The organism is Brachybacterium horti (genome assembly GCF_054777615.1).
Window position 1 is genome coordinate 211,299 of the sequence record NZ_BAAHAM010000003.1, and the last position, 24,535, is coordinate 235,833.

A 24,535-nucleotide genomic window follows, 5' to 3' on the forward strand; every position below is an offset into this window, starting at 1 on the left:
GACCGGCGACCCTAGCCCGCCGCCGCCCATCCCGCCGCCGGGTGCTCGCGCGCCCACGGCGAGCGGCGCGTGCGCACGCCCTGGCAGCGAGGGCACCAGTAGACGGTGCGTCCCGCCATCGGGGCGCTGCGCACCGTGGTGCCGCAGACCCGGCAGGGCAGGGTCTGGCGGTGGTAGACGTAGAAGGACTCCTCGCGCGGGACCACGCCCTCACGCTCGTCCCCGTTCTGGCGGGTCGCGCGGCGCGGCTCCACGATCCTCGCCTCGATCGCCCGGTGCTCGGGCTGCGTGGTGACGATCCTGCCCGTGCGGGCCCCGTAGCCGATCAGCGGCACGAGATCCTCCCAGATCCCGGTCACGAGGCCGCGGGACAGGTCCCGGCCCGGCACCCAGGGATCCAGCCGCGCGCGCCACAGCAGCTCGGCGCGGTAGATGTTGCCGATCCCCGCCACGACGGACTGGTCCATCAGCTGTGTGCCGATCGCCGTGCGGGAACGCAGCACGCGGTCCACGAAGCGGTCCGCATCCGCGTCCGCGCGCAGCGGGTCCGGTCCCAGCCGCTCGAGCAGGGAGGTGCGCTGGGACGGGTCATAGAGCTCGCAGGCGGTGGGGCCGGTGAGGTCGGCGAGGCCCTTCTCCCCCACGATCCGCAGGCGCACCGTCTCGCGCGGGATGATCTCCCGCCAGGACCCGGTCGCGGCGTCGTCGGCCCCGGTGCCGCCATCCGAGGGGAGGGCCTCCTCCCGCTCGCCGACCCGCAGCCGCGGGGCGCCGATCGCGTGGGCGCTCGCGAAGGCCGACTCGCCCGCGAAGGTCCACGAGCCGTACAGGCCCAGGTGCACGTGCACCATGCGGGTGCCGGGCGCACCGGGGGCGAGCCCCTCCTCCGGGCCGAGGTGCAGCAGCAGATGCTTGCCCGCCGCCTCCGCCTCGAGCAGCACCATGCCCGAGAGCGCCGCGGCCTCCGGGAAACGGCCCTGCGGGCTCGACATGCGGAGGCGCTGCCCGCCGAACCCGCGGCGCAGCGCCGCGGCGAGGCGGTGGACGGTGTGCCCCTCCGGCATCAGGAGGCGGCGTCGGCGGAGCCCGCACCCTGGTCGTAGGAGCCGGTGGTCTCGTAGCGGGCAACGAGGTCGATCCGGCGCTGGTGGCGCTCCTCGCCGCTGAAGGGCTCCGCGAGGAAGAGGTCGATGAGGTGCTCCAGCTCCTCCTCGGAGTGCTGGCGGGCACCCACGGAGATGACGTTCGCGTCGTTGTGCTCGCGGGCGAGGCGCGCGGTGTCCTCGTTCCACACGAGCGCGGCGCGCACGCCCTTGACCTTGTTCGCGGCGATCTGCTCGCCGTTGCCGGAGCCGCCGATCACGACGCCGAGCGAGCCCGGGTCCGCGACGACGGCCTCGCCGGCATCGGTGCAGAAGGAGGGGTAGTCGTCCAGCGGGTCGTAGCTGAACGCCCCGTGGTCGACCACGTCGTGGCCCTTCGCGGTGAGGGAGGCGATGAGCCGGTTCTTCAGCTCGAAGCCGGCGTGATCGGTGCCGATGTGGACGCGCATGGGGGTGGTGGTGCCTTTCGCGGGGTGGGGCGGGTCAGTCGAAGATGGGGCCGACGGTGCGGGTGCGCTTTAGCTCGAAGAAGCCCTCGGTGCGGGTCATCAGCTCGAGGCCGTCGAAGAGCGTGCCCGCCTCCTCGCCCTTGGGGGCGGGCGAGATGACGGGACCGAAGTAGGCACGGCCGGGGCCGAAGGAGATGACGGGGGTGCCGACCTCGTCGCCCACGAGCTCGATGACGGCCTTCTGGCGCGAGCGGAGCTCGGGGTCGAGGGACTCGTCGTCGTAGGCGGAGATCAGATCGGCGCCGAGCGAGGTCGCGGCGAGACCCGCCACGGCGGCGGCCCGGCGGTCGCCGTTCCCGCCCACGTGGAACTCGGTGCCGAAGGCCGTGTAGAAGGCGGCGAGGTCCTCCTGCGAGCCCTGCTGCGCGACGGCGAGCGCGGTGCGGGCGGGGCCCCAGGCGTCGTCCATGGAGCGGCGGTAGCCCTCGGGGAGATCGCGGCCCTCGTTCAGCGCGGCCAGGGACATGATGGAGAAGGTGATCTCCACCTCCCTGACCTGCGACGCCTCGAGCAGCCAGCGGCTGGTCATCCAGGCCCAGGGGCAGATCGGATCGAAGAACAGCTCGACGGGACGCGCGCTCATGGAGGGCTCCTTCTCTCGCGGTGGTGAGCCCCCATTCTGTCACCCCGCAAAAGGCGTTGCGCAGGGGCGTCCGCCGGTGTTGGATTCCCTGGTGCCCCGCCGTGATCGTTCCCCCTCGCCCTCCCGCTCCGCCGCTCCCTCGGTGATGCGGTCGATCGTGCGCGGCCACCGCCGCCGGATCCCCTGGATCATGGCGCTGTCCTTCGTCGTCGAGGGCGTGGACATGCTCGTCCCCGTGCTCGTCGGCCTCATCATCGACGCCGGCATCGTGCGCGGCGACCTCGTCCTCACGATCGCGGGTGCCGCCGGCATCTTCGCGATGCGCCTGGTGAGCACATGGGCGTGGACCGTCATGTTCGCCGCCTCGCAGCGCGCCCGCATGTTCGAGCGGCACCGGCTGCGCGTCGCCGTCACCGGCGCCGTGCTCGACCCGCGCTCCACGCCCGTCCAGCGGCCCTCCGGCGAGGTGCTCTCGATCGCGACCTCCGACGCGGACAAGGCCTCCGACGTCATGGACATGCTGCCCTGGGCGTTCCCGGCCTCCGCCGTGGTGCTCGTCGCCTGCGGCTGGCTCGCCTGGCTCGATCCGTGGCTCGGCGTCGCGACGCTCATCGGCATCGTCGTGATGATCATCGTGATCCGGGTGATCTCCCCGATCCTCTCCGCGCGCTACGACGCCCAGCAGTCCAAGGCGGCCGACGCCGCCGCGACCGCGACGGACCTCGTGCACGGCCTGCGCGTGCTGCAGGGCCTCGGCGTGCAGTCCCGCGCCCGCGCCCAGTACCGCCGCCGCTCGCGCACCGCGCTCGACGCGGCGCTCGTGAACGCCCGCTTCTCCGGCATCGCCGGCGGCCTGACGACCCTCGTCACCGCCGGCATGATGGCCGCCGTCGTCATCATCGCCTCGCAGCGCACGATCACCGGCGAGATGACCATCGGCACGCTCATCGCCGTGGTGGGCGTGGCCCGCTCGAACATGGGCATGCTGCAGGGCCTCTCGGGCCTGCCCGTGTGGTGGGCCTCGATGTCCACCTCGGGGCGGCGCGTCCGCGACCTGCTCGCGGACCTCGGCCGCACGATCGACGACCCCGAGCTCACTCTGACCGCGCTCCGCGACGCCCATGACGACCGCGGCGAGCAGCGCCGCGGCGAGCGCCGCCCCGGCGTGGGCGGTCTGCGCCTGGAGGGGGTGGACACGGGCACCCTGCAGGGTCTCGACCTCGTCGTGCCCGACGGACGCGTGATCGCCCTCGCCTGCGCCGACGCCCGTGACGCAGAGTCCGTCGTGGCCGCCGTGAGCGGGCGCGGCGGCCATGCCGGGGTGCGCCTCGGCGACATGAAGGTCACCGCCGAGGAGCGCTTCCGGACCCGCGCGGACCTCCTCGTGGAGCCGCACGTCGTCGACCTCTTCGACGGCACGCTGCGCGAGCAGCTCGCGACCCGGGTGCCGGACGGCTCCGGTCCCGGCTGGGAGGACCGTGCGCTGCACGCGGCGGGCGCCGACGACCTCCTGCGGATCCTGCCCGACGGCTACGACACCCGCATCCTCGACCGCGGCGCGAACCTCTCCGGCGGTCAGCGCCAGCGGATCGCGCTCGCCCGCGCCGTCGCGGCGGACGCCCCCGTGCTCGTCCTCCACGACCCCACCACCGCGGTCGACGCGGTCACCGAGCAGCACATCGCCGAGGCGCTCGTCGCGGCCCGCCACCTCGAGGACCGGGCGACCCTGCTCGTGACCCGTGCGCCCGCGCTGCTGCGCGCGGCGGACGAGGTCGTCTATCTCCGCGGCGGCCGCGTGACCGCCGCCGGCGACCACCAGGACCTCATGGACCGCGACGACTACCGGGAGATGGTGCAGCGATGACCGCTCAGCGCACGGCCCCCACGGGCCCCACCGGTCTGGCCGACCTCCGCCTCGTGGACTGGGACGCCTCGACCGACGACGTCCTCGCGGCGGACGCCACCGCCCGCCGCCAGCTCGACGAGCACGCCCAGATCCTCCCGATCGCGGATGTCCCCACCGCGCTGCGCCATGTGGGCGGTCGCCTCTGGCGCTACCGCTGGATGACGCTCGCGACGCTGCTCGTGGTCACCGCGGGCGCGGTCGCCGCCGCCTGGATGCCGCGCCTGATCGGCGGGGCCGTGGACGTCGTGCAGTCCGGCGAGGGCTCCGCGGCGCTCTGGCGCCAGGGCGGCCTGATCATGCTCGCGGGCGTGCTGCAGGCGGTCCTCGCCGCGCTCGGCTGGTCGCTCGTGAGCGCGCTCGGCCAGCGGATCCTCGCCGGCATGCGCGAGGACGTCATCGACCGCGCCCTGGACCTGCCCGCGCAGACCATGGAGATCACGGGGATCGGCGACGCCCTCTCCCGCGTCGCCGACGACGTCGACGTCACCGCCCGTGCGGTGAACAACGTCGTCCCGAACCTCATCCAGATGGGCTTCTACGTCGTCGTGACCCTCGTGGGCATGGTCGTGCTCTCGCCGTGGCTGCTGATCCTCGTCGTGGTCGTCGTGCCGATGTACGTGGGCTCCGCGGTCTGGTACCTGCGCCGCACGGCGCCGATCTACCGCCGGGAGCGGGTCGCCATGGGCGCCCGCGCCCAGGGCCTGCTCTCCGCGATCCACGGCATCCCCACGGTGCACGCGTACGGCATCGAGAAGCGGGAGACCCGGCACGTCGCGGTGCTCTCCGAGACCGCCGTGGTGCTCGGCATGCGCGTGATGACCCTCGTGACGAAGCTCGTCAAGGTCATGGTGTGGCCGGAGAACATCGCGATCGCGCTCGTGCTGATCCTCGGCTACGTCATGGTCAACGTCTCCGGTGCGCCGGTGGGCCTCGTGACCGCGGCGGCGCTGTACCTCATCAGCCTGCTGTGGCCGATGATGAACCTCATCTTCAGCCTCGACGACGTGCAGTCCGCCGCCGCCTCGCTCACCCGCATGGTGGGCGTCATCGACGCGATCGACCCCGCCCCTTCCCCCGGCGACGAGGTCCCGGCCGGGGCGGGCATCCGCCTCGAGGGCGTCTCCCACGCCTACGGGACCGATGCCGAGGGCGAGGAGCGCGTGGTGCTGCGCGAGATGGACCTCGACATCGCCGCGGGCGAGACGATCGCGCTCGTGGGCGCCTCCGGTGCGGGCAAGTCGACGCTCGCCTCGATCATCGCGGGCACCCTCGAGCCGCGCCACGGCCGGGTGCTCCACGGCGGGGCCGATCTCGCCCATGCCGACCTCGAGTCGGTGCGCGGCCACGCGAGCATCGTCAGCCAGGACGTGCACGTCTTCCGCGGGACCCTCGCCGAGGACCTCCGCCTCGCGAGCCCGGAGGCGAGCGACGAGGAGCTGCGGGAGGCGCTGCGCATCGTCGATGCGGAGGCGTGGGCGCTCGCGCTGCCGAAGGGTCTGGAGACCGAGGTGGGCGAGAAGGGCGAGCGGCTCACCGCGGAGCAGTCCCAGCAGCTGGCGCTCGCGCGCATCGCACTGCAGGACCCGGCGGTGCTCGTCCTCGACGAGGCCACGGCCGACGAGGGCTCCTCGGGCGCCCGGGTTCTCGAGCGCGCCGCGCTCGAGGTGGCCCGCGGCCGCACCACCGTGATCGTCGCCCACCGCCTCTCCCAGGCGGAGCACGCCGATCGGATCCTCGTCATGGCCGACGGCGCCGTCGTCGAGCAGGGCCCCCACCGGGAGCTCGTGAACCGCGGCGGCGTGTACGCCCGGCTCTGGGCCGCCTGGAGCGGCGAGGACTGAGCCGACGCTCTCCGGTCCCGGGGCGCTCCCACCCCCGGGACCCCGGCGCGGATCGACGGCGGGTCGCCCGCACCGCGAACGGGGTGGTCGCGGTATGGTCGGCCCATACTCCTTCCCCTTCGCGGGCAGTGAAGCCCCGGCCCCGCGGCCGGACGGAACGGGGCGCCCGTGGAGGCCGAGCCGGCCGGGAACCCCACCATGTCCACCACATCACGGTGGTCGCCTGGAGACCAGGTGACCTGGACCTACTACACCCCTCAGCACCCCACGCGCACCGTCAGGCCGGGCACCGTCGTGCTCGACGACGAGCGCGGCATCGTCGTCTGGATCGCCCCGGGCACCGAGGTGCTCCTGCCCGTCCTCGAATCCGGGGCGGCCCTGCGCCGCGCCGGCGACGAGGGCATGTTCACCGCGCCGCGGATCCAGTCCAAGCAGCTGTGGACCGGCAACGGGATCCTCATGATCGGTCTGCCGGACTCGCCCTACTCGGTCTGGCTGTTCTACAAGGACGACGGCTCGCTCGGCTGCTACTACGTGAACCTCGAGACCCCCTACGAGCGGACCGAGGAGGGCGTGCGCACGCGCGACCTCGTCCTCGACCTCGTGGTCCTGCCCCGCCGGGACTGGCACTACAAGGACGAGGACGAGCTCGAGGGCGCCGAGCGCACCGGCTACTTCTCCCCCGAGGAGGTCGAGGAGATCCGCGCGGCGGGACGGCAGGCGGAGGAGCACATCGAGCGCTGGGCGTATCCGTTCTCCGCGGGCTACGAGTACTTCTTCCCGGACCCGCGCTGGCCCGTCCCGCGCCTTCCCGCGCACTACACCTGGGACGTGGACCTCACGCGGCGCTGACCTCCTGGAGGGCCCCGCCCGTCACGGGGCGGACGGCGCAACACACCCGCTCCCGGCGCGGGAGGCCGGGGCTCGCGGCGATCCGTTCGCGCGGGAGCAGATCGCGTCCTCGGCGAGCAGCGCGTCGGCGACGGTCCAGGGTGCCCCTGGCTCGTGATGGTCCGCTCCGGACACCCCGCCGGGCCGATGGCGCCCACCGCGGACGTGACAGCCTCACGTCACAGATCGGCCACCATCAGCCCTCGGCCGCGCGAGCGCGGGAGACCCCGGACACAGCGGTGGCAGGATGGCACCCATGACCTCTGAGAACCTCACCCGCGAGGAGGCGCGCCGCCGCGCCTCCTTCCTCTCCACCGCGACCTATGACATCCGACTGGACCTCACCACCGGGCCGGAGACCTTCCGCACGGAGACCACGATCGCCTTCACCGCGAGCGCCGCGGAGGAGACCTTCCTCGACCTCATCGCCCGCACCGTCCACGAGATCGAGCTCAACGGAGAGCTGCTCGAGGACCCCTCCTCCCGCTTCGACGGCGCCCGGGTGAAGCTCCCCGCCGTGCGCGAGGGCGAGAACACCGTGCGGGTCCTCGCCGACGGCGTCTACATGAACACGGGCGAGGGCCTGCACCGCTTCGTGGACCCGGTCGACGACGAGGTCTACCTGTACACGCAGTTCGAGGTCTCCGACGCGCGCCGCATGTTCGCCTGCTTCGAGCAGCCGGACCTCAAGGCCGCCTTCCGTCTCACCGTCACCGCCCCGGACCACTGGCGCGTCATCTCCAACTCCCCCACGCCGGAGCCGGTCCCGCTCTCCCACCGCGAGAACGTCGCGACCTGGGCCTTCGAGCCCACCGAGACGATCTCCACGTACCTCGTCGCGCTCATCGCGGGGGACTACCGCGGCGGTGAGGGCACCGTGACCTCGCGCGACGGCCGCACCATCCCGATGGGCGTCTACGCCCGCGCCTCGCTCGCCGAGCACGTCGACGCCGAGTACGTCATCGACATGACCCGCCGCGGCCTCGAGTTCTACGAGGACGCCTTCGACCAGGACTTCCCGTTCCGCAAGTACGACCAGATCTTCGTCCCGGAGTACAACATGGGTGCGATGGAGAACCCGGGCGCCGTCACCTTCGTGGAGTCCTACGTGTTCCGCTCCGAGGTCTCCGACGCGATCCGTGAGCGCCGCGACCTCACGATCCTCCACGAGCTCGCCCACATGTGGTTCGGCGACCTCGTGACGATGCGCTGGTGGGACGACCTCTGGCTGAACGAGTCCTTCGCCGAGTACGCCTCGACCCTCGCGAGCGCCGAGGCGACCCGCTGGACGGACTCCTGGACCACCTTCGCGAGCTCCGAGAAGGCCTGGGCCTACCGGCAGGACCAGCTGCCCTCGACCCACCCGATCGTCGCGGACATGGTGGACCTCGAGGCGGTCGAGACGAACTTCGACGGCATCACCTACGCGAAGGGCGCCTCCGTGCTGCGTCAGCTCGTCGCCTACGTCGGCAAGGACTCCTTCTTCGAGGGTCTGCGCGCCTACTTCGCGAAGCACGCCTGGGGCAACACCGAGCTGAAGGACCTGCTCGTCGAGCTCGAGGCGACGAGCGGCCGCGACCTCGGCGCCTGGACCCGGCAGTGGCTGCAGACCGCCGGGGTCAACACGCTGCGCCCCGTCGTCGAGCGCGACGCCCAGGGCGCCGTGACCCGCTTCGCGATCGCCCAGGAGGCCGCGGAGGAGCACCCGACGCTGCGCGCGCACCGCCTGCGCGTGGGCGGCTTCTCCCTCCAGGACGGGCGCCTCGTGCGCACCGAGCAGGTCGAGCTCGACGTGGACGGCCCGCTCACCGAGGTGCCGCAGCTGGTCGGGAGGCGCGCGGACCTCTGGCTGGTCAACGACGACGACCTCGCCTACGCGAAGATCCGTCTCGACGACGCCTCCCTCGCCCTCGCGACCGAGCACCTGCGCGACCTCGAGGACCCCCTCGCCCGCACGCTACTGTGGTCCGCCGCGTGGGACATGGTGCGCGACGCCGAGCTGCCGAGCCGCCGCTTCCAGGAGCTCGTGCTCGCGAACCTCACCGGGGAGGACTCCTCGAGCGTGGTGCGCACCCTGCTCCAGCAGCTCGAGTCCGTGGCCGGTCCCTTCGCCGCGCAGTCCGAGCGGGCCGCCCGCACCGCGGGCGCCGCGAGCGCCGTGTGGGAGCTCGCCGAGGCCGCTGAGGCCGGCTCCGACACCCAGCTGCAGCTCGTGGAGACCTTCGCCCGCCTCGCCTCCACCGAGGAGCATCGCGAGGTGCTCGCGGGCCTGCTCGACGGCTCCCGCACGCTCCCCGGCCGCACGATCGACACCGACCAGCGCTGGAAGCTCGTCATCGGCCTCGCGGCGCTCGGCGGGATCGACGCCGCCGGGATCGACGCGGTGCTCGCGGACGACGACACGCAGTCCGGCCGGAAGTCCGCCCTCACGGCGCACGCCGCACTGCCGACCTCCGAGGCCAAGGCCGACGCCTGGCGGCGCACCGTCGAGCGTGACGAGCTCGCCAACGAGTCCGTCACCGCGGTCGTCATGGGGCTGCGCCGCGTCGTCGACCCGGCCCTGCTCGCCCCCTACGAGCGCGCGTACTTCTCGATGATCGACGGGGTCTGGGCCGACCGGTCGAGCGAGATCGCCAACCGGATCGTCCAGGGCTACTTCCCGTCGACCTTCGGCGGGCAGTCCGTGCTCGACGACGCCGACGCCTGGCTCGCGGACCACGAGGACGCCCCCTTCGGGCTGCGCCGCGTGATCATCGAGGGCCGGGACACGGTGGCCCGCCAGCTGCGGGTGCGCGAGGCGGATCACGCCTGAGGACGCCCTGGGCGACGGTCGGCGTGGGCATGGATAGAGTCGCGGCATGGACGATCGCGCACTCCCGGACCTGTCCGCGCCAACCTCCCCGGACGCCGCGCTGACCCTTCTGGACTCCGCCTGGGGCTGGCTCCTGAGCTCAGGCCTGACCATCGTCGTCATCCTCGTGGCGGCGACGGTGATCAGCGCCGTCGCAGGCTGGCTCATCCGGCGCTTCTTCCGCACGATGAGCCAGTCCTCCGCACGGCTGTCCACCGTCGCCGGCTCGATGACGAAGCGGGACTCCCGGCAGGCGAAGGCCGCCCGCTCCCGGCGGGAGCAGCGCACGGAGACGCTCTCGAGCGTCGCCCGGAACGTCTCGCGACTCGTCATCTGGGCGATCGCGTCGGTGATGATCCTCAGCGAGATCGGCGTGAACGTCGCGCCCGTCATCGCCTCCCTCGGCGTCGTGGGCCTCGCCGCCGGCATCGGCGCGCAGACCCTCATCAAGGACGTCGTCGCCGGCATCGTCATGCTCTTCGAGGACCTCGTCGCCGTGGGCGACACCGTGGATCTCGAGTACGCGACCGGCACCGTCGAGGGCATCAACCTGCGGGTCACCCAGGTGCGCTCCCTCGACGGCACGCTGTGGACCGTGCGCAACGGCGAGATCATCCGGATCGGCAACTTCACCCAGGGCTACTCCAACGCCGTCGCCCTGTTCGACATCGACGCCGAGGCGGACCACGCCACCGTGACCGATCTGCTGCAGGGCGTGACCGACGAGTTCGTCGCGGATCCGGCCTGGTCGGACCGCGTCACCGGCGAGCCCACCGTGAGCGGCATCCTCGGCGTGGACGGCTCGCGCGTGCAGCGCCGGATCGTCGTGCCCGTCGAGGCGGGCGCCCAGTGGGACGCCGAGCAGGAGCTGCGCCGGCGTGTGCGCGCCGCCTTCCACGAGGCGGGGGTCGCCTTCGCGCAGCCCCGCTTCTCCGACAACCTCCCGAAGTGAGAGCATCCCGGTCATGACCGATCCCCGTCCCAGCCTCCCCGTCGGTCCCGCCGAGCCTTCCGGTCCCGGCCCGAGCTTCTTCGAGGCGGTGGGCGGGCATGCGACCTTCACCGCGCTCGTGGACCGCTTCTACGCGGGTGTCGCGGAGGACGAGCTGCTGCGCCCCATGTACCCCGAGGAGGACCTGGGGCCCGCGAAGGTGCGCCTGCAGACCTTCCTCGAGCAGTACTGGGGCGGGCCCAAGACCTACGGCGAGCAGCGCGGCCACCCGCGGCTGCGCATGCGCCACGCACCCTTCCCCGTCTCCCCCGCCGCCCGGGACGCGTGGCTCGCGCACATGCGCGCGGCCGTGGACTCGCTCGAGCTCTCGCCGCTGCACGAGGCGACCCTGTGGGACTACCTCGAGCGCGCCGCTCACTCGATGGTCAACACGGTCGACGGCGGCGCCGCGCCGATGGCCGGCCAGCAGATCCCCGACCGCCTCTCCTGAGCGCCGGCGGCGACCCGCCCCGCGCGGAGCGTCAGTCGCGGAAGGCGAGCCCCTCGCCCGCGAACGGTGCGAGCGCCTCACGGGCCGCGGCGTCGAGCCGCACCGGGCGCCCGCTCACGGCGTCCACCATGACGACCACGGTGCGCGCCCGCGCGTACGGCGCGGCGCCGTCGGGGTCGTCGGCGGTGAGCACGAGGTAGTCCACCGTGAGGCTCGCCCCGCCGATCCGCGAGATCCACAGCCGCACCACGGCGCCGTCGCGGCGGTGGCCGAGCTGGCGGGCGTACTCCACCCGCTGGGAGGCGATGACGGTGCTCACCGGTGCGCCGGCGCCCGAGACGGGCAGCGCGGCCGGGGGCGCCTCGGCGCCGAGGGCGATCTGGTCCTCCGGCACCTGCCAGAAGGCCGCGATGCGGGCCTCCTCGAGCAGCCGCAGAATCGCGGCGTTGTTCACGTGCCCGTAGGCGTCGAGGTCGGTCCAGCGCACGGGGATGGTGAGATCGAGATGCATGGGAGCCATCGTAGGCGGCTGCGACCAGTACGATTCCCCGCATGAGCACCCCGGACCCGTCCCCCGCCACGATCGCCCAGGGACTCCTGGACCTCCTGGACCTGCGCCCCGCGGAGCTCGACGAGCGCACCGCGACACCGTCGACCGTCGCCGCCTTCGAGGGCGGCTCGAACCCACAGCCGGGCGGTCACGTGTTCGGCGGCCAGGTCATGGGGCAGGCGGTCACGGCGGTGGGCCGCACGGTCCCCGAGGGACGCCGCATCCACTCGATGTACTCCTACTTCCTCGCCCCCGGCGACCCCGAGCACCCGATCCGCTTCCAGGTCGAGAACCTCCGCGACGGCGGCTCCTTCTCCGTGCGGCGCGTGCTCGCCACCCAGCCCGGCCGGCAGGACGGCGAGGAGGAGCGGACGATCCTCGCGATGACCGCTTCCTTCCAGGAGGACCAGGACGGTCTCGAGCACTCCGAGCGCGCCCCCGAGGCCCCCTCCCCCGACGGCCTGCCCACCACGGCCGAGGTGCTCGCGGGCATCGACCACCCCGTCGCCCGCTACTGGGCGACCCAGCGCCCCATCGACATCCGCCACGTCACGGACCCGATCTACCTGGGCCCGGACCCGCGCGGCGCGGGCGACCCGCACACGACGGACACGCAGATGGTGTGGATGCGCACCCTCGCCCCGGTGCCGGCGACCCCGCTGCTGCACGACGCGATCCTCGCCTTCGCGAGCGACTACACGCCCTTCGAGCCGATCCTGCGCCGGCAGGGCCTGAGCTGGGTGACGCCGGGCCTGCGGATGGCGACGATCAACCACGCCATCTGGTGGCACCGCCACGTGCGGGCCGACGAGTGGCTGCTGTACGTGCAGCGCTCCCCGAGCGCATCGGGCGGCCGCGGGCTCACCCACGGGCAGGTGTTCGACCGCGAGGGCGATCTCGTGGCGACCGTGACCCAGGAGGGCATGATCCGGGTCAAGCAGCGGCCCTGACATGACCCGACCCGACCTGATCTGATCTGGTCTGACCGGATCCGACCGCCGTCCCGGCCGGCTCCCGGGGGGTGCCGGCTCAGCCCTGGCCGACGGCCTCCGTCGCGGCCTTCTGCGCCTTCGGGAGCGCCTCCGCGGCGGTCGCCTCGCCGGTGAAGATCGTCGCGATGATCTCGAGCGCGGCGCCGGTGCCGTCCGCCGAGCGCACGCCGACCTCCGGTGTCGCGATCGCATCGGGGAGCTCCGCGATCTCGGAGACGTCGACCTTCAGCTCCGCCCAGGCGTCGGACCAGGCCGAGCGCAGGTCGCGGTGCGCGGGCACCCCGAGGCGCGCCTCGACGAGGGGCCGCTGGGCGTCCGCGCCCCCGAGGAACCGCAGCAGCTTCGCGATCGCCGCGGTGCGGTCGTCGTCCTTCGTGACCGCGCCGACCGCCGCGACCGTGTGCACGAGCGGCCGGGCGCCGTCGGTGCCGGCGACGACCTCGTGCACCGTCCACCCGAAGGTGCCCTGGACGCCGTCGCTCACGGCCGCGAGATCGTAGGTGCCGGTCTGCAGCAGGGCCAGGCGGCCCTGGGTGAAGAGGTCGCGGCAGAAGGCGGTGTCCGTCGTCGTCTCCGCGCCCGCGGGGGCGAGACCGTCCGCAGCCATGTCGGCGAGGTACTGCACGACGGCGACGCCCTCGTCGGAGGCGAAGTCGAAGGCCCCGTCCTCGTCCTGCCAGGTGCCGCCCGCGCCCGCGAGGAACGGTCCGAGCACGCCGCTGCGGTCCGGCTGGGCGCTGAAGCCGATCCGACCGGAGCCGCCGCCGCCGTCGTCGCTCGCCCCGCCCCCGGCGACGGCCCGGGCGGCGTCGCGCAGCGAGTCGCTCTTCGCCGCGGGATCCGCCTCGAGCTCGGCCGGGTCCGCGCCCGTCGGGTCCAGGAGATCGCGGTTGGCGATCAGGACGCTGCGGTCGTAGAGCTGCGGGACGCCCCAGAGCGTGTCCGCCCGGCGGTACTGGTCCGTCGCGGCGGTCTCCCAGGAGGAGACGTCCTTGCCGACGACCGCGCCGACGTCCACGAGCGACTCGGCGTCGACGAGCTGGGCGAGGTTCGCGGTGTTCATCCACAGCACGTCCGGCAGGGAGCCGGCCGCGGCGTCGAGCGGCACCTGCTTCCAGTACTCGTCCCAGGCGAGCACCTCGACCTCCACCTCGAGGCCCGTGTCCTCCGTGAAGGCGGCGAGCGCCGTGCGATAGGCGGAGGCGGCGGCGTCGTCCCAGACCCGCATGCGCAGGGCGTCGCCGTCGGCGAGCTCCGCGGACTCCTCGGGCTTCGAGCAGGCGGAGAGGACGCCCGCCCCGGCCACCCCTGTCGCAGCGGCGGCGGTGTGCAGGAGCTGGCGGCGGGTGAGCACGGGGCGGGGTCCTTCCGTCGGGGTGCTGCGGCGGCTCAGGCGGTGGCGACCAGCCCGAGCTCGGCCCGGGAGGCGAGCACCAGATGCTGCGGCGTGGCGCGCACGGTGCATCCGATCTCACCGGGGACCGTGAGCGCGAAGCGGGCGGCCCAGCGGCCGTCCTCCCCACGCCGCAGCGGGATGAGCTGTCCGCCGATGATCTCACCCTTCTCGTCCACCGGGCCCAGCACGGCCTCGACGAGCAGGTCCTGCTCCTCGAGCCCGCCGCGCTGCACCTCCGCGGAGAGCCTCACCTCGCCGCCGGTCGCGACCCGGCCGCCCTCGACGCCCTCGAGCCGCACGTCCTGCACCGCGACCTGCGACCACGCGGCGCCCACGCGCTCCTTCCAGGCGGTGAAGGAGGAGGCGGTCGAGGGGTCCTGCGCGAAGCGCGCGGCGGCCCGGGCCGCCGGCGTGTAGAGATCGGTCACGTAGTCGCGCACCATGCGCGCCGCGGTGATCTGCGGCGCGATCCGCACGAGCGAGGTGCGCACCGTCTCCATCCAGCCGTGCTGGAGTCCGCGCTCGTCCCGCTCGTGGAACAGCGGGACGATCCGGTTCTCGAGGATCTCGTAGAGCGCGTTCGCCTCGAGGCGGTCGCGCTCGTGCTGGTCGGCGACCTGGGCGGTGGGGATGGTCCAGCCGGCCTCGTCGTCCTTCATCTCGTCCCACCAGCCGTCGGAGACGGAGAAGGTGAGCCCGCCGTTGAGGACGGCCTTCATGCCGGAGGTGCCGGAGGCCTCCTCGGGGCGGATCGGGTTGTTCAGCCAGACGTCGGCGCCCGCGATGAGCACGGAGGCCATGCGGATGTCGTAATCCGGCAGGAACACGATCCGGTGGCGCACGCCGGCCTCGTCGGCGAAGCGCACGAGCTGCTGGAGGAACTCCTTGCCGGGGCGGTCCGCCGGGTGGGACTTCCCGGCGATGACGAACTGCACGGGCCGCTCGGGGTCCAGCAGGATGCGGCGCAGGCGCTCGGGGTCCGAGAGCATGAGCGTCAGGCGCTTGTAGGTGGACACCCGGCGGGCGAAGCCGATGGTGAGCGCCTGCGGGTCGAGGATGTGCTCGGTCCAGCCGAGCTCCGCCTCGTCTGCGCCGCGGCGCAGCCAGGCCCGCTTCACGTGCTTGCGGGCCATGTCCACGAGGTCGCTGCGGAGGCGGTCCCGGGCGCCGGTGAGCTCGTGGTCGGTGAGGGCGGCGAGCGCGCTCCAGTCGGAGAGCGCGGAGACGTCCACGTCGCCGAGGGCCTTCTTGTAGAGGTCGTCCATCACCGGGGAGGTCCAGGTGCGGCGGTGCACGCCGTTGGTGACCGAGGTGATCGGCACCTCGGGGACGTCGAAGCCGGGGTAGAGCTCCTGGAACATCGCCCGGGAGACGGCGCCGTGGAGCTTCGCGACGCCGTTCGCGCGCTGCGCGATGCGGAAGCCGAGGTGCGCCATGTTGAACACCTCGCCGCCCTCCTCGGTGCCGAGCGCGAGCGCGGCCTCGACGGGCAGCGCGGGAATCAGCCGGGAGAGACCGGACTCGTCGGCGTCGAGGTAGCGGCGCAGCTCATCCGTGTCGAAGCGGTCGATGCCCGCGGGCACCGGGGTGTGGGTGGTGAAGACCGTGCCGGCGCGCACCTCGGCGTGGGCCTCGGCGAAGGAGGCGCCGCCCTGCATGAGCGTGCCCACGCGCTCGAGGCCGGAGAAGCCGGCATGGCCCTCGTTGAGATGGAAGACGGTGGGCGCAGGGGCGCCGGTGAGGCGCGAGTAGGCCTCGACGGCGCGCACGCCGCCGATCCCGAGCACGATCTCCTGCACGATCCGGTGCTCGTGGTCGCCGCCGTAGAGGCGGTCGGTGATGGCCCGCAGGTCCTCGTCGTTCGACGCGACGTTCGTGTCCAGGAGCAGCAGCGGCACCCGACCCACCTGCGCCACCCACACGGCGATGGCGACCTCGCGGCCGCCGGGCAGGGTCACGGAGACGGTGAGCTGCTCACCGTCCTCGCCGCGCACCTCCTGCACGGGCAGGGAGGCGGGGTCGTTGAGCTTGTACTCCTCCTGCTGCCAGCCCTCGCGGTCCAGCGACTGCGAGAAGTAGCCCCACTGGTAGAGCAGGCCGATCGCGGTGAGCGGCACCCCGAGGTCCGAGGCGGACTTCAGGTGGTCACCGGCGAGGATGCCGAGGCCGCCGGAGTAGATCGGCAGGGTCGGGGTGATGCCGAACTCCATGGAGAAGTAGGCGACGGAGGTCGGCGCGCCGGCGCCGCCGCCCGTGCTGCCCGCGGTGCGCTGGAACCAGCGGCCCGAGTCGAGGTAGGTGCGCAGGTCGCCGATCTCTCCGCGCATGCGGGAGAGGAAGGACTCGTCTCGGGCGGCCTCGGCGAGGCGCGAGGCGGGGACGGTCGGGAGCATGGCGATCGGGTTGCCGTCGCTCGCGGCGAAGGCCGCCGGGTCGAGCGTGCGGAAGAGGTCCGCGGTCTGGCGGCGCCAGGTCCAGCGGAGGTTCATGGCGAGCTCCCGCAGCGGCGAGAGGGCGGCGGGCAGGTCCGAGGACACCGTGATCGTCGAGATCGGCTTCATGGCACCACGATACCCGAGGGGACGCCGATTCTTGCGTCTCTGCCGCAAGCCCCTGACCTGGCACTTCACCCCGAAGCTCGGAGGTTCCCCCCGTTTTCTGCAAGTTCTTTCAGCCTGCGGGCACGGTCGACGGCGACGGCCCCGCCACGGCCGGCCGGAGCCGGTCGCGACGGGGCCGCGTCAGGTCGGGAGGGTCGCCGGGGCGGTCATGCCCCGGCACCCGCTCAGTCGCGGGTGAGGCGACGGTGCGTCACGCGGTGGGGACGCGCCGCGTCCTCGCCCAGGCGCTCGACCTTGTTCTTCTCGTACGCCTCGAAGTTGCCCTCGTACCAGTACCAGTTCGACGGGTTCTCCTCGGTGCCCTCGTAGGCCAGGATGTGCGTCGCGACCCGGTCCAGGAACCAGCGGTCGTGGGAGACGACGACGGCGCAGCCGGGGAACTCGAGCAGCGCGTTCTCGAGCGAGCCGAGGGTCTGCACGTCGAGGTCGTTCGTCGGCTCGTCGAGCAGGAGGACGTTGCCGCCCTGCTTGAGGGTGAGCGCGAGGTTCAGGCGGTTCCGCTCGCCGCCGGAGAGCACGCCGGCCTTCTTCTGCTGGTCCGGGCCCTTGAAGCCGAACTGGCTGACGTAGGCGCGCGAGGGGATCTCGACCTTGCCGACCTGGATGAAGTCGAGCCCGTCGGAGACGACCTCCCAGAGGTTCTTCTCCGGATCGATGTTCTCGCGGTTCTGGTCGACGTAGCTGATCTGGACGCTCTGGCCCACCTTCAGCTCGCCGCCGTCGAGCTCCTCGAGCCCCACGATCGTCTTGAACAGCGTCGTCTTGCCGACGCCGTTCGGGCCGATGACGCCGACGATGCCGTTGGGCGGCAGGGAGAACGAGAGGCCGTCGATGAGCACGCGCTCCCCGAAGCCCTTCTTGAGGTCCTTGCCGTCGATGACCTGGTTGCCGAGCCGCGGGCCCGGCGGGATGGTGATCTCCTCGAAGTCGAGCTTGCGGGTGCGCTCGGCCTCCGCGGCCATCTCCTCGTAGCGGGCCAGTCGCGCCTTGGACTTCGCCTGGCGACCCTTGGCCGAGGAGCGCACCCACTCGAGCTCCTCCTTGAGGCGCTTGGCGAGCTTCGCGTCCTTCTTGCCCTGGACGGCGAGGCGCTCCTCCTTCTTCTCCAGGTAGGTGGAGTAGTTGCCCTCGTAGGGGTAGAGGTGGCCGCGGTCGACCTCGGCGATCCACTGGGCCACGTGGTCCAGGAAGTACCGGTCGTGGGTCACGGCGATGACGGCGCCCTCGTACTGCTGGAGGTGCTGCTCGAGCCAGAGCACGCTCTCCGCGTCGAGGTGGTTGGTGGGCTCGTCGAGGAGGAGCAGGTCCGGCTTCTCCAGGAGGAGCTTGCACAGCGCCACGCGGCGGCGCTCACCGCCGGAGAGATGGGTGACCTGCTCGTCGCCGGGCGGGCAGCGCAGGGCGTCCATCGCCTGCTCGAGCTGGGAGTCGAGGTCCCAGCCGTTCGCCGCGTCGATCTCGGTCTGGAGCTTCCCCATCTCCTCCATGAGCGCGTCGAAGTCCGCGTCCGGCAGGGCCATCTCCTCGCCGATGGCGTTGAAGCGCTGCACCTTGCGGTAGAGGTCGCCCATGCCCTCCTGGACGTTCTCCAGGACGGTCTTGGTCTCGTCCAGCGGCGGCTCCTGGAGCAGGATGCCGACGCTGTAGCCGGGGCTGAGGCGGGCCTCGCCGTTGGAGGGCTGGTCGAGACCGGCCATGATCTTGAGGATCGTCGACTTGCCGGCGCCGTTGGGGCCCACCATGCCGATCTTGGCGCCGGGGTAGAAGCTCATGGTGACGTCATCGAGGATGACCTTGTCTCCCACGGCCTTCCGGGCCTTGTACATCGTGTAGATGAACTCTGCCACCTGAGGTTCCTTCTCGAAGAGGGGTCGGGGGTCCGCACCGGCGCGCCACAGCGGGGCGCCGCACGGGACGGGCGATCCCCGACTCTACCCGGAGCCCGTCCCCGGCTCACCCAGACCGCCCGCAGCAGCGGGGAGGGTCGTGTCAGTCCAGCGGGATGCCGCGCTCGGCGAGCACGCGCCGCGCCTGGACCGCGCCGTGCTCGACGCCCTCGGGGCGGGGGTCGCCGTTGCGCGGCCACAGGTGCGCGTCGATGCCGAGGGCGCGGGCCGCCTCGACGTTGTCCTCGCGGTCGTCGAAGAACACGACGTCCCCGGGCCGCGCCACCCCGCCGTTCTCGTGCGCGAGCACCTCGAGCAGGATCTCGTAGATCTCGCGCTCGGGCTTGACGACCTTCTCCTCCCCCGAGATCACGGCGAACGAGAAGGCCTCGAACCAGTCGGTGCGGCGCACGGCCTCGCCGAAGCCCACCGAGGCGTTGGAGAGCAGCACGAGGCGCACCTCGTTGCGGGCGAGGTCGTGCAGGAGCGCGCGGGACTCGGGGTCCAGGCGCAGGAAGTAGCGGTCGTCGGCCGCCTGCAGCTCGGCGACCTCCTCGGCGCTCAGGGTCTCGATCCCGCTCGCGGCGGCCACGCTCCCCCAGTAGGTCGCGGCGTCGACGGTGCCGCGGTCGTAGTCGGGGCGGTGGGACCAGAGGGACTCGCCGAGGGTCGCGGCGTCGCCGCCGAGCAGCTCATGCAGGTCCGGCACGGGGTCGTGCCCCGCGCTCAGCACACCGCCGAAGTCGAGCACGACGGTGGGGCGGGCGGGGGTGCGGCGCTTGCGGGCCATGGGGTCCTCCTCAGGAGCTGCAGGTGGGCAGGTCGTCGGTGCTGCCGGTGGTGCCGATCGTCTCGACCGCATGGCGGGCCTCCTCGAAGGTGGAGACCTTGACGACGGCGAGGCCGTCGGGGACGTGCCCCGTGACCTCGTCGCAGTTCTCCGCCGGGGCGAGGAAGTAGTCGGCGCCGGCGTCGTGGGCGCCGACCATCTTCTGGCGGATGCCGCCGATCGCGCCGACGGCGCCCTCCGCGTCGATCGTGCCGGTGCCCGCGATGTCCTTGCCGCCGGTGAGCGCGCCGGGGGTGAGCTCGTCGTACACCGAGAGCGCGAACATGGTGCCGGCGCTGGGACCGCCGACGTCGCCGACGGAGATGCCGACGTCGATCGGGAAGTCGTGGCCGGCGCCGAGGACGATGCCCATGCGGGGCTTCCCGTCGGCCTGCTCGGTGGGCACCTGGAGCGTCTGCTCCTCCCCCTCGCGCTCGACGGTCATCTCGACGTCCTGGCCGGCGGGCGTCGCGGCGGCGAGCGCCTGGAAGCCCGCGGTGTCCGAGGCGGACTCCCCGTTGATGCGGAGCACGCGGTCGCCGGGCTCGAGGACGCCGTCCGCGGGGGCGCCCGTCTCGACGCCGGCGACGATGACCGTGTCCTCGTAGGGGATGTCGAGCTCGTCGAGGGCCACGGCGACGGCGTCCTGCTGGGAGGTGCTCATCTGCACGGAGGTCTCGAGGCTGCTCTCCTCGGCGCTCTGGTCCTCGGGGTAGAGCAGCTCGCGCGGCAGCACCGAGCGGGTGCCGTCGAACCAGGCGACCAGGACCTCCGCGGCGGTGACCCGGTAGCCGGGGCCGCCGTCGACGGAGACCGTGGTCATCATGAGCTCGCCGTCGGTGGGATAGGTGGGGTGCTCGTCGCCGCCGTCGATCGTGAGGATCTTCTCGTCCTCGTAGTCGCCGAGGACGTCGATCGCCGGGCCCGGGCTCTCGATGACGTACGGGACCGGCAGCAGCGAGGCCCCCAGGATCATGACGCACAGGGAGGCGAGGCTCACCCCTGCCAGGACCGGGCGGTGCAGGGTGGAGGGGGCGGGAGAGCTCACCGGGACATTGTGCCGCACCGCGCGCACACCACCCCCAGGCTGTGCTCGGTACGCTGGGCGGCGACGAACCTCTGGAGGTGGCGATGAGCCAGAACCCGATGCCGGGAGGGTCCGGCGACATGGACGAGGAAGCCCTGAGGCGCCTGCTGAAGGAGACCTTCGGCGACGCGCTGCCGGAGGGCGCGCTGGACGGCCTCGACCTCGGCGCGATCGCGGCGCAGGCGAACCTGCCGCAGGACCCGGCGCAGCTGCGCGCCGCCGCGGCGCAGATGCAGCAGATGTTCATGGGCTCCGGGGAGGGCCCCGTGAACTGGACGATGGCGGAGGACCTCGCGCGGCGCGCCGCGGTGGGCTCTCTCCAGATCCCCGGAGCGCCCGGGGCTCCCGCGCCCACGGGCTCGCCGGGGGATCCCGATCCCACCCCCGCCCAGGTGCAGGAGCTGCGGGAGGCCGCGCAGGTGGCACGGCTGTGGCTGGACCCCGTGCTCGCGATCGACGTGCCCGCGGCGGAGCTCGCCGTGTTCAGCCGCGGCACCTGGCTGCATCGCACGCTCCCCCGCTGGCGCTCACTCGTGGAGCCCGTCGCGGCGTACATGGCCGGCGCGATCGGCGAGGCGATCGCCGCGCAGACCGCCCAGATGGGCGAGGCGGAGCTGCCGGGCGGCGCGGATCCGGCCGGGATGATGGAGCGGATCGGCGGAACGCTCTTCGCCGTCCAGTACGGCCAGGCGATCGGCACCCTCGCCCGTGAGGCGATGGGCACCACCGACCTCTCGCTGCCTCTGGGCCGCGACGGCGAGCCGGCCCTCGTGGCCGCGAACGTCGCCGATCTCGTGGGCGAGAACTCGCTGGACGCGCCCGCGGCACGGATCTTCCTCGCCGCCCGGGAGATCGCGCACACGGCCCTGTTCGCGGCCGCCCCCTGGCTCGGGAAGGCGCTGTTCTCCGCGATCGACGACTACGCCCGCGGGATCACCCTCGACCTCGACGCGCTCGACGAGGCGGTGCGGGAGCTCGACCTCTCCGACCCCGAGTCGCTGCAGTCCCGGCGCCCCGAGGACCTCTTCGTCTTCACCCGCCGGGCCGCCCAGGAGCGAGCGCTCGAGGAGCTCGCGACGACCCTCGCGCTCATCGAGGCGTGGGTCGACCACGTGACCTCCCGCGCGCTCGAGGGCAAGCTGCCCCAGCTGGACGCGCTGCGCGAGGTCCTGCGGCGCCGCCGTGCCTCCGGCTCCCCGGCCGAGCAGATGCTCGCGAGCACCGTCGGCATCGAGCTGCGTCCCCGCCGCGTGCGCGAGGCGCTCAGCTGGTGGGAGAGCGTCCTCGCGACGGAGGGCATCGAGGGCCGCGAGGCAAAGTGGGCGCACCCGGACCTGCTGCCGGGCTCCGAGGTGCTCTCCGGGACGCCGCAGGCGCCGCGGCCGGCCCCCGAGGGCGCCGGCGACGGCGCGGAGGCCGTGGAGATGCCCGCGGACTTCGACGCGGAGCTCGAGAAGCTGCTGCGCGAGGAGGAGGGCGGCACCGACGCCTCCGGCGATGGGCGCTGAGCCGGCGCCCGCCGGCCCGAGCAGCGTCGACGGCCTGCGGGACCGGGCGCTCCTCGAGCTCGCGGCGGCCCGTGACGCGGGCATCGACGGCGCGGCCGACTATCTCTCGGTGCTCCGCGCCGAGCCCGATGCCCTGTGGCGCGACGGCGGCCCGCGGCACCTGACGGCGAGCGCCGTGGTGATCGACGCGCCGGCGGAGCACGTGGCGCTCGTCTGGCATCGCAAGGGCCGCTTCTGGGTGCAGCCCGGCGGTCACCTCGAGGCGGGCGACCCCTCCCTCGAGGCCGCCGCGCGGCGCGAGGTCGCCGAGGAGATCGGCCTGGACGATCTGGAGCGCGTGGGCCCCGGGCCCGCGGTGCTGCACCGCCATGCGCTCTCGGCCGCCTTCGGGAGCTGCCGGGAGCACTGGGACGTGCAGCACCTCTTCCGCGCCGCAGCGCCCGCGGCGGAGCTGACCCTGCGTCCGAGCGACGAGTCGCCGGAGGTGCGCTGGGTGCCCTGGCCGCTGCTCGGCACCGGCCCCGAGCGCTCAGTGGCGGAGCTCCCCGAGGGGACCGTCGAGGACATGCCGGAGAAGCTCGCGGCGATCGCGCGCTATCTCTCGACGTCGTCCTGATCGGGGTCCCCGAGACCCTGCTCCCCGCCGGCCTCGTCGAGCGCCCAGGCGTAGCCGCGCAGGAAGCCGTCCGCCCGCTCGGCGAGCGGGTAGCGGTGCAGGAGCGCCTGGAAGGCGGGGCCGTGCCCCGGCTCCAGGAGATGCACGAGCTCGTGCATGACCACGGCCCGCACCACCCAGTCCGGCATGCCCTGGAGACGGTCGGAGAGACGGATCGTCCCCGTTGAGGGGGTGCAGGATCCCCAGCGCTGGTTCTGCCGCGAGGTCCACGTGATCGAGCGCGGACGGGCGCGCCCTTCCAGGTGGTCGGCCGAGAGCTCCCGCGCGAGCGCGACGAGGTCCTCGTCACTGCGGGCTCTGGGGGCATGGGCCTCCATCTTCGCCCCGTACCGCACCAGCAGCCCCTCGACCGCCTCCCGCTCCTGGGCCGCGCTGTAGGTGGACGGGATCGCGACGACGAGGCGACCCTCGCGCAGGCGGATCTCGACGCTGCGCCGGCGCTGCGCCGAGCGGCGCACCCAGACCTCCTCCCCCCGCGGTCCGCGGGCGTCGACGCGGTACGGGGCAGGGACGGCGGAGGCGCGACGGGGCATGGCGCACAGCCTGTCACGTGAGTGTGGGATCTTTTCTCCGTCCACAGCTGTGCGCTCGAGATCTGCAGGTCACAGGCCTTTCCAGGGGATATCCCGCCTCTCCTCCACAGCAGGCGCACCACCGCCCACGTGTCGTCCACAGCCCGTGGGCACTTGTCCACAATCCATCCCCGACGCAGCTTTGACCGACGGCGCCCGGTGGGGATACGTTCAGCAGGACGTGGGGCCCCGGGATAACTAGCAGGACGCACACGGGGAAGGTGCGCGTGGTGCTGAGCGCCCCCGGGGCCCCACGGCTCGAAGGGCCGATGTCGGACTCCTTCGGACCCGACGCGGGCCCGTCGCACGCACTTCCTCCGCTCCTCCGGGAGCCCCTTGAACCCGAAGCGTGCGACGGGCCGCCCCACGGAGCGTTACAGTGAACGGCCGGCGGTCCCCTTGAGCGGATCGCCTCCACCGAATCACCGATTTCAAGGAGCGGGTATGGCCGACGAGACCTACGCCGGAGAGTTCTACTGCGTCAAGTGCCGGGAGAAGCGAGAGGCCGAGGGCAACGTCGTCGTCTCCAACGGTCGGCGCATGGCGAAGGCCGTGTGCCCCGTGTGCGGCACCAAGCTGAACCGGATCCTCGGCAAGGCCTGATCGCGACCACGACGCCGGACGGGGCGGGACACCAGCTGGTGTCCCGCCCCGTCGGTGCTCTCGGGCGGTGTGCCACGACATGCGCGACGTCGGAGGCGTCGGGGGTCGGTGCGCGCGCCCGGTCGGTGCGTCGCGCGCATCGGCTCAGGCGGCGTTCTTGCGGGGACGCCCACGGCCGCGCTTGACGGCGATGATGCGGCCCGCGTCGAAGATGGCCCCGCCCCAGACGCCCCAGGGCTCGGAGCGCTCGAGAGCGCCGCGACGGCACTCCTCGAGGAGCGGGCAGCCGGTGCACAGGACCTTCGCCTGCTCGAGATCGGCGGGCCGCTCCGAGAAGAAGAGGTCGGCCGCCTCCGGCTCATGGCAGGGCAGGAGATCCGCTGCGAGAGCGGTCGGGAACGGGAATGCGGTGGTGAAGGTGGAGGAGGTCATCGTCTCGCTGCTTCAGGAATCGTCGTGGGGAGCCGGTGGGCTCCGAGGGGCGGCGGTGGTGGCGGCCCCGGCAGCGAGAGAGCGTTCTCGTCAGCTGCGCGTGGGCACCACGGGGGAGAGCGTGCGCAGGCGGGCAGTGCCGCCGGTGGGCACGGAGCTTCCTCCGATGAGATCTGCATAATCGATCACGACGACACCTCCCTCTCTCTCTGCGCGCGGCCCGGTCTCCCGGTTCACGACGATCAACGATGGACGAC

General features: G+C 72.9%; 21 protein-coding genes. 10 read left to right on the top strand and 11 right to left on the bottom strand.

Translation table 11 applies throughout. The features are described 5' to 3' along the window. Positions 1-11 precede the first annotated feature (11 nt). Genes ACYVAP_RS10390 through ACYVAP_RS10400 form a run of 3 tightly spaced genes read right to left on the bottom strand, consistent with a single transcriptional unit; the run spans position 12 to position 2,195 of the window. Positions 12-1,064, bottom strand: coding sequence for an Fpg/Nei family DNA glycosylase (locus tag ACYVAP_RS10390; protein ID WP_498860585.1), 1,053 nt, complete (start codon positions 1,062-1,064; stop codon positions 12-14). Further along, a complete protein-coding gene (locus tag ACYVAP_RS10395; protein ID WP_498860586.1) occupies positions 1,064-1,552 on the bottom strand; it encodes an RpiB/LacA/LacB family sugar-phosphate isomerase in 489 nt (162 codons plus the stop codon). Before ACYVAP_RS10395 ends, ACYVAP_RS10390 begins: the two co-directional genes overlap by 1 nt. A gap of 34 nt (positions 1,553-1,586) precedes the next feature. Beyond that, positions 1,587-2,195: a DsbA family protein gene (locus ACYVAP_RS10400; protein WP_498860587.1), complete on the bottom strand. Its 609-nt coding sequence runs from the start codon at positions 2,193-2,195 to the stop codon at positions 1,587-1,589. 91 nt (positions 2,196-2,286) lie between these two features. Here ACYVAP_RS10400 and ACYVAP_RS10405 point away from each other — a divergent pair, with 91 nt between their 5' ends. The 6 genes from ACYVAP_RS10405 (at position 2,287) to ACYVAP_RS10430 (ending at position 11,126) form a co-directional block, all read left to right on the top strand. Further along, positions 2,287-4,059, top strand: a complete 1,773-nt coding sequence (locus ACYVAP_RS10405) for an ABC transporter transmembrane domain-containing protein (RefSeq protein ID WP_498860588.1) — start codon at positions 2,287-2,289, stop codon at positions 4,057-4,059. After that, positions 4,056-5,942, top strand: a complete 1,887-nt coding sequence (locus ACYVAP_RS10410; RefSeq protein WP_498860589.1) for an ABC transporter ATP-binding protein — start codon at positions 4,056-4,058, stop codon at positions 5,940-5,942. The genes ACYVAP_RS10405 and ACYVAP_RS10410 overlap by 4 nt, the downstream gene beginning before the upstream one ends. 234 nt (positions 5,943-6,176) lie before the next feature. Next, the gene (locus ACYVAP_RS10415) at positions 6,177-6,794 is read left to right on the top strand and encodes a ribonuclease FAU-1 family protein (RefSeq protein WP_240811133.1); all 618 of its coding nucleotides are present in this window, start codon (positions 6,177-6,179) and stop codon (positions 6,792-6,794) included. Between the two features lie 295 nt (positions 6,795-7,089). Then, entirely contained in the window at positions 7,090-9,645 is a 2,556-nt protein-coding gene (gene pepN, locus ACYVAP_RS10420; protein WP_498860590.1) for a M1 family aminopeptidase, read from the top strand. 46 nt (positions 9,646-9,691) lie between these two features. Next, positions 9,692-10,636: a mechanosensitive ion channel family protein gene (locus ACYVAP_RS10425; protein ID WP_498860591.1), complete on the top strand. Its 945-nt coding sequence runs from the start codon at positions 9,692-9,694 to the stop codon at positions 10,634-10,636. Between the two features lie 13 nt (positions 10,637-10,649). Beyond that, the gene (locus ACYVAP_RS10430) at positions 10,650-11,126 is read left to right on the top strand and encodes a globin (RefSeq protein ID WP_498860592.1); all 477 of its coding nucleotides are present in this window, start codon (positions 10,650-10,652) and stop codon (positions 11,124-11,126) included. 31 nt (positions 11,127-11,157) lie between these two features. Here ACYVAP_RS10430 and ACYVAP_RS10435 read toward each other — a convergent pair whose 3' ends face one another. Further along, positions 11,158-11,637 carry an acyl-CoA thioesterase gene (locus ACYVAP_RS10435; RefSeq protein ID WP_498860593.1) on the bottom strand — a complete coding sequence of 160 codons (480 nt, stop codon included), beginning with the start codon at positions 11,635-11,637 and terminating at the stop codon, positions 11,158-11,160. 41 nt (positions 11,638-11,678) lie between these two features. Here ACYVAP_RS10435 and ACYVAP_RS10440 point away from each other — a divergent pair, with 41 nt between their 5' ends. Further along, positions 11,679-12,626 (top strand): acyl-CoA thioesterase, encoded by a 948-nt coding sequence (locus tag ACYVAP_RS10440; protein ID WP_264450179.1) that lies wholly within the window; start codon positions 11,679-11,681, stop codon positions 12,624-12,626. A 79-nt stretch (positions 12,627-12,705) separates the two neighbouring features. Here ACYVAP_RS10440 and ACYVAP_RS10445 read toward each other — a convergent pair whose 3' ends face one another. From ACYVAP_RS10445 to ACYVAP_RS10465, 5 genes are all read right to left on the bottom strand, one after another. Continuing rightward, entirely contained in the window at positions 12,706-14,022 is a 1,317-nt protein-coding gene (locus ACYVAP_RS10445; RefSeq protein ID WP_498860594.1) for a type 2 periplasmic-binding domain-containing protein, read from the bottom strand. Between the two features lie 35 nt (positions 14,023-14,057). After that, a complete protein-coding gene (glgP, locus tag ACYVAP_RS10450; RefSeq protein WP_498860595.1) occupies positions 14,058-16,625 on the bottom strand; it encodes a glycosyltransferase family protein in 2,568 nt (855 codons plus the stop codon). Between the two features lie 224 nt (positions 16,626-16,849). Further along, positions 16,850-18,532, bottom strand: a complete 1,683-nt coding sequence (gene ettA, locus ACYVAP_RS10455; RefSeq protein ID WP_137771166.1) for an energy-dependent translational throttle protein EttA — start codon at positions 18,530-18,532, stop codon at positions 16,850-16,852. 142 nt (positions 18,533-18,674) lie between these two features. Then, a complete protein-coding gene (locus ACYVAP_RS10460; protein WP_137771167.1) occupies positions 18,675-19,361 on the bottom strand; it encodes an HAD family hydrolase in 687 nt (228 codons plus the stop codon). Positions 19,362-19,371: 10 nt separating this feature from the next. After that, positions 19,372-20,448, bottom strand: coding sequence for a YlbL family protein (locus ACYVAP_RS10465; RefSeq protein ID WP_498860596.1), 1,077 nt, complete (start codon positions 20,446-20,448; stop codon positions 19,372-19,374). An 83-nt stretch (positions 20,449-20,531) separates the two neighbouring features. Here ACYVAP_RS10465 and ACYVAP_RS10470 point away from each other — a divergent pair, with 83 nt between their 5' ends. Further along, the gene (locus ACYVAP_RS10470) at positions 20,532-21,995 is read left to right on the top strand and encodes a zinc-dependent metalloprotease (protein ID WP_498860597.1); all 1,464 of its coding nucleotides are present in this window, start codon (positions 20,532-20,534) and stop codon (positions 21,993-21,995) included. Next, entirely contained in the window at positions 21,985-22,611 is a 627-nt protein-coding gene (locus tag ACYVAP_RS10475; RefSeq protein WP_498860598.1) for an NUDIX hydrolase, read from the top strand. Before ACYVAP_RS10470 ends, ACYVAP_RS10475 begins: the two co-directional genes overlap by 11 nt. Here ACYVAP_RS10475 and ACYVAP_RS10480 read toward each other — a convergent pair. Continuing rightward, positions 22,590-23,204: a M48 family metallopeptidase gene (locus ACYVAP_RS10480; RefSeq protein ID WP_137771170.1), complete on the bottom strand. Its 615-nt coding sequence runs from the start codon at positions 23,202-23,204 to the stop codon at positions 22,590-22,592. The genes ACYVAP_RS10475 and ACYVAP_RS10480 overlap by 22 nt on opposite strands. A 483-nt stretch (positions 23,205-23,687) precedes the next feature. On the opposite strand from ACYVAP_RS10480, the gene ACYVAP_RS10485 reads away from it, so the two are divergent. Continuing rightward, positions 23,688-23,846, top strand: coding sequence for a DUF5679 domain-containing protein (locus ACYVAP_RS10485; RefSeq protein WP_137771171.1), 159 nt, complete (start codon positions 23,688-23,690; stop codon positions 23,844-23,846). Between the two features lie 144 nt (positions 23,847-23,990). On the opposite strand, the gene ACYVAP_RS10490 is transcribed toward ACYVAP_RS10485, so the two are convergent. Next, positions 23,991-24,278, bottom strand: coding sequence for a WhiB family transcriptional regulator (locus ACYVAP_RS10490; RefSeq protein ID WP_137771172.1), 288 nt, complete (start codon positions 24,276-24,278; stop codon positions 23,991-23,993). Positions 24,279-24,535: the final 257 nt, after the last annotated feature.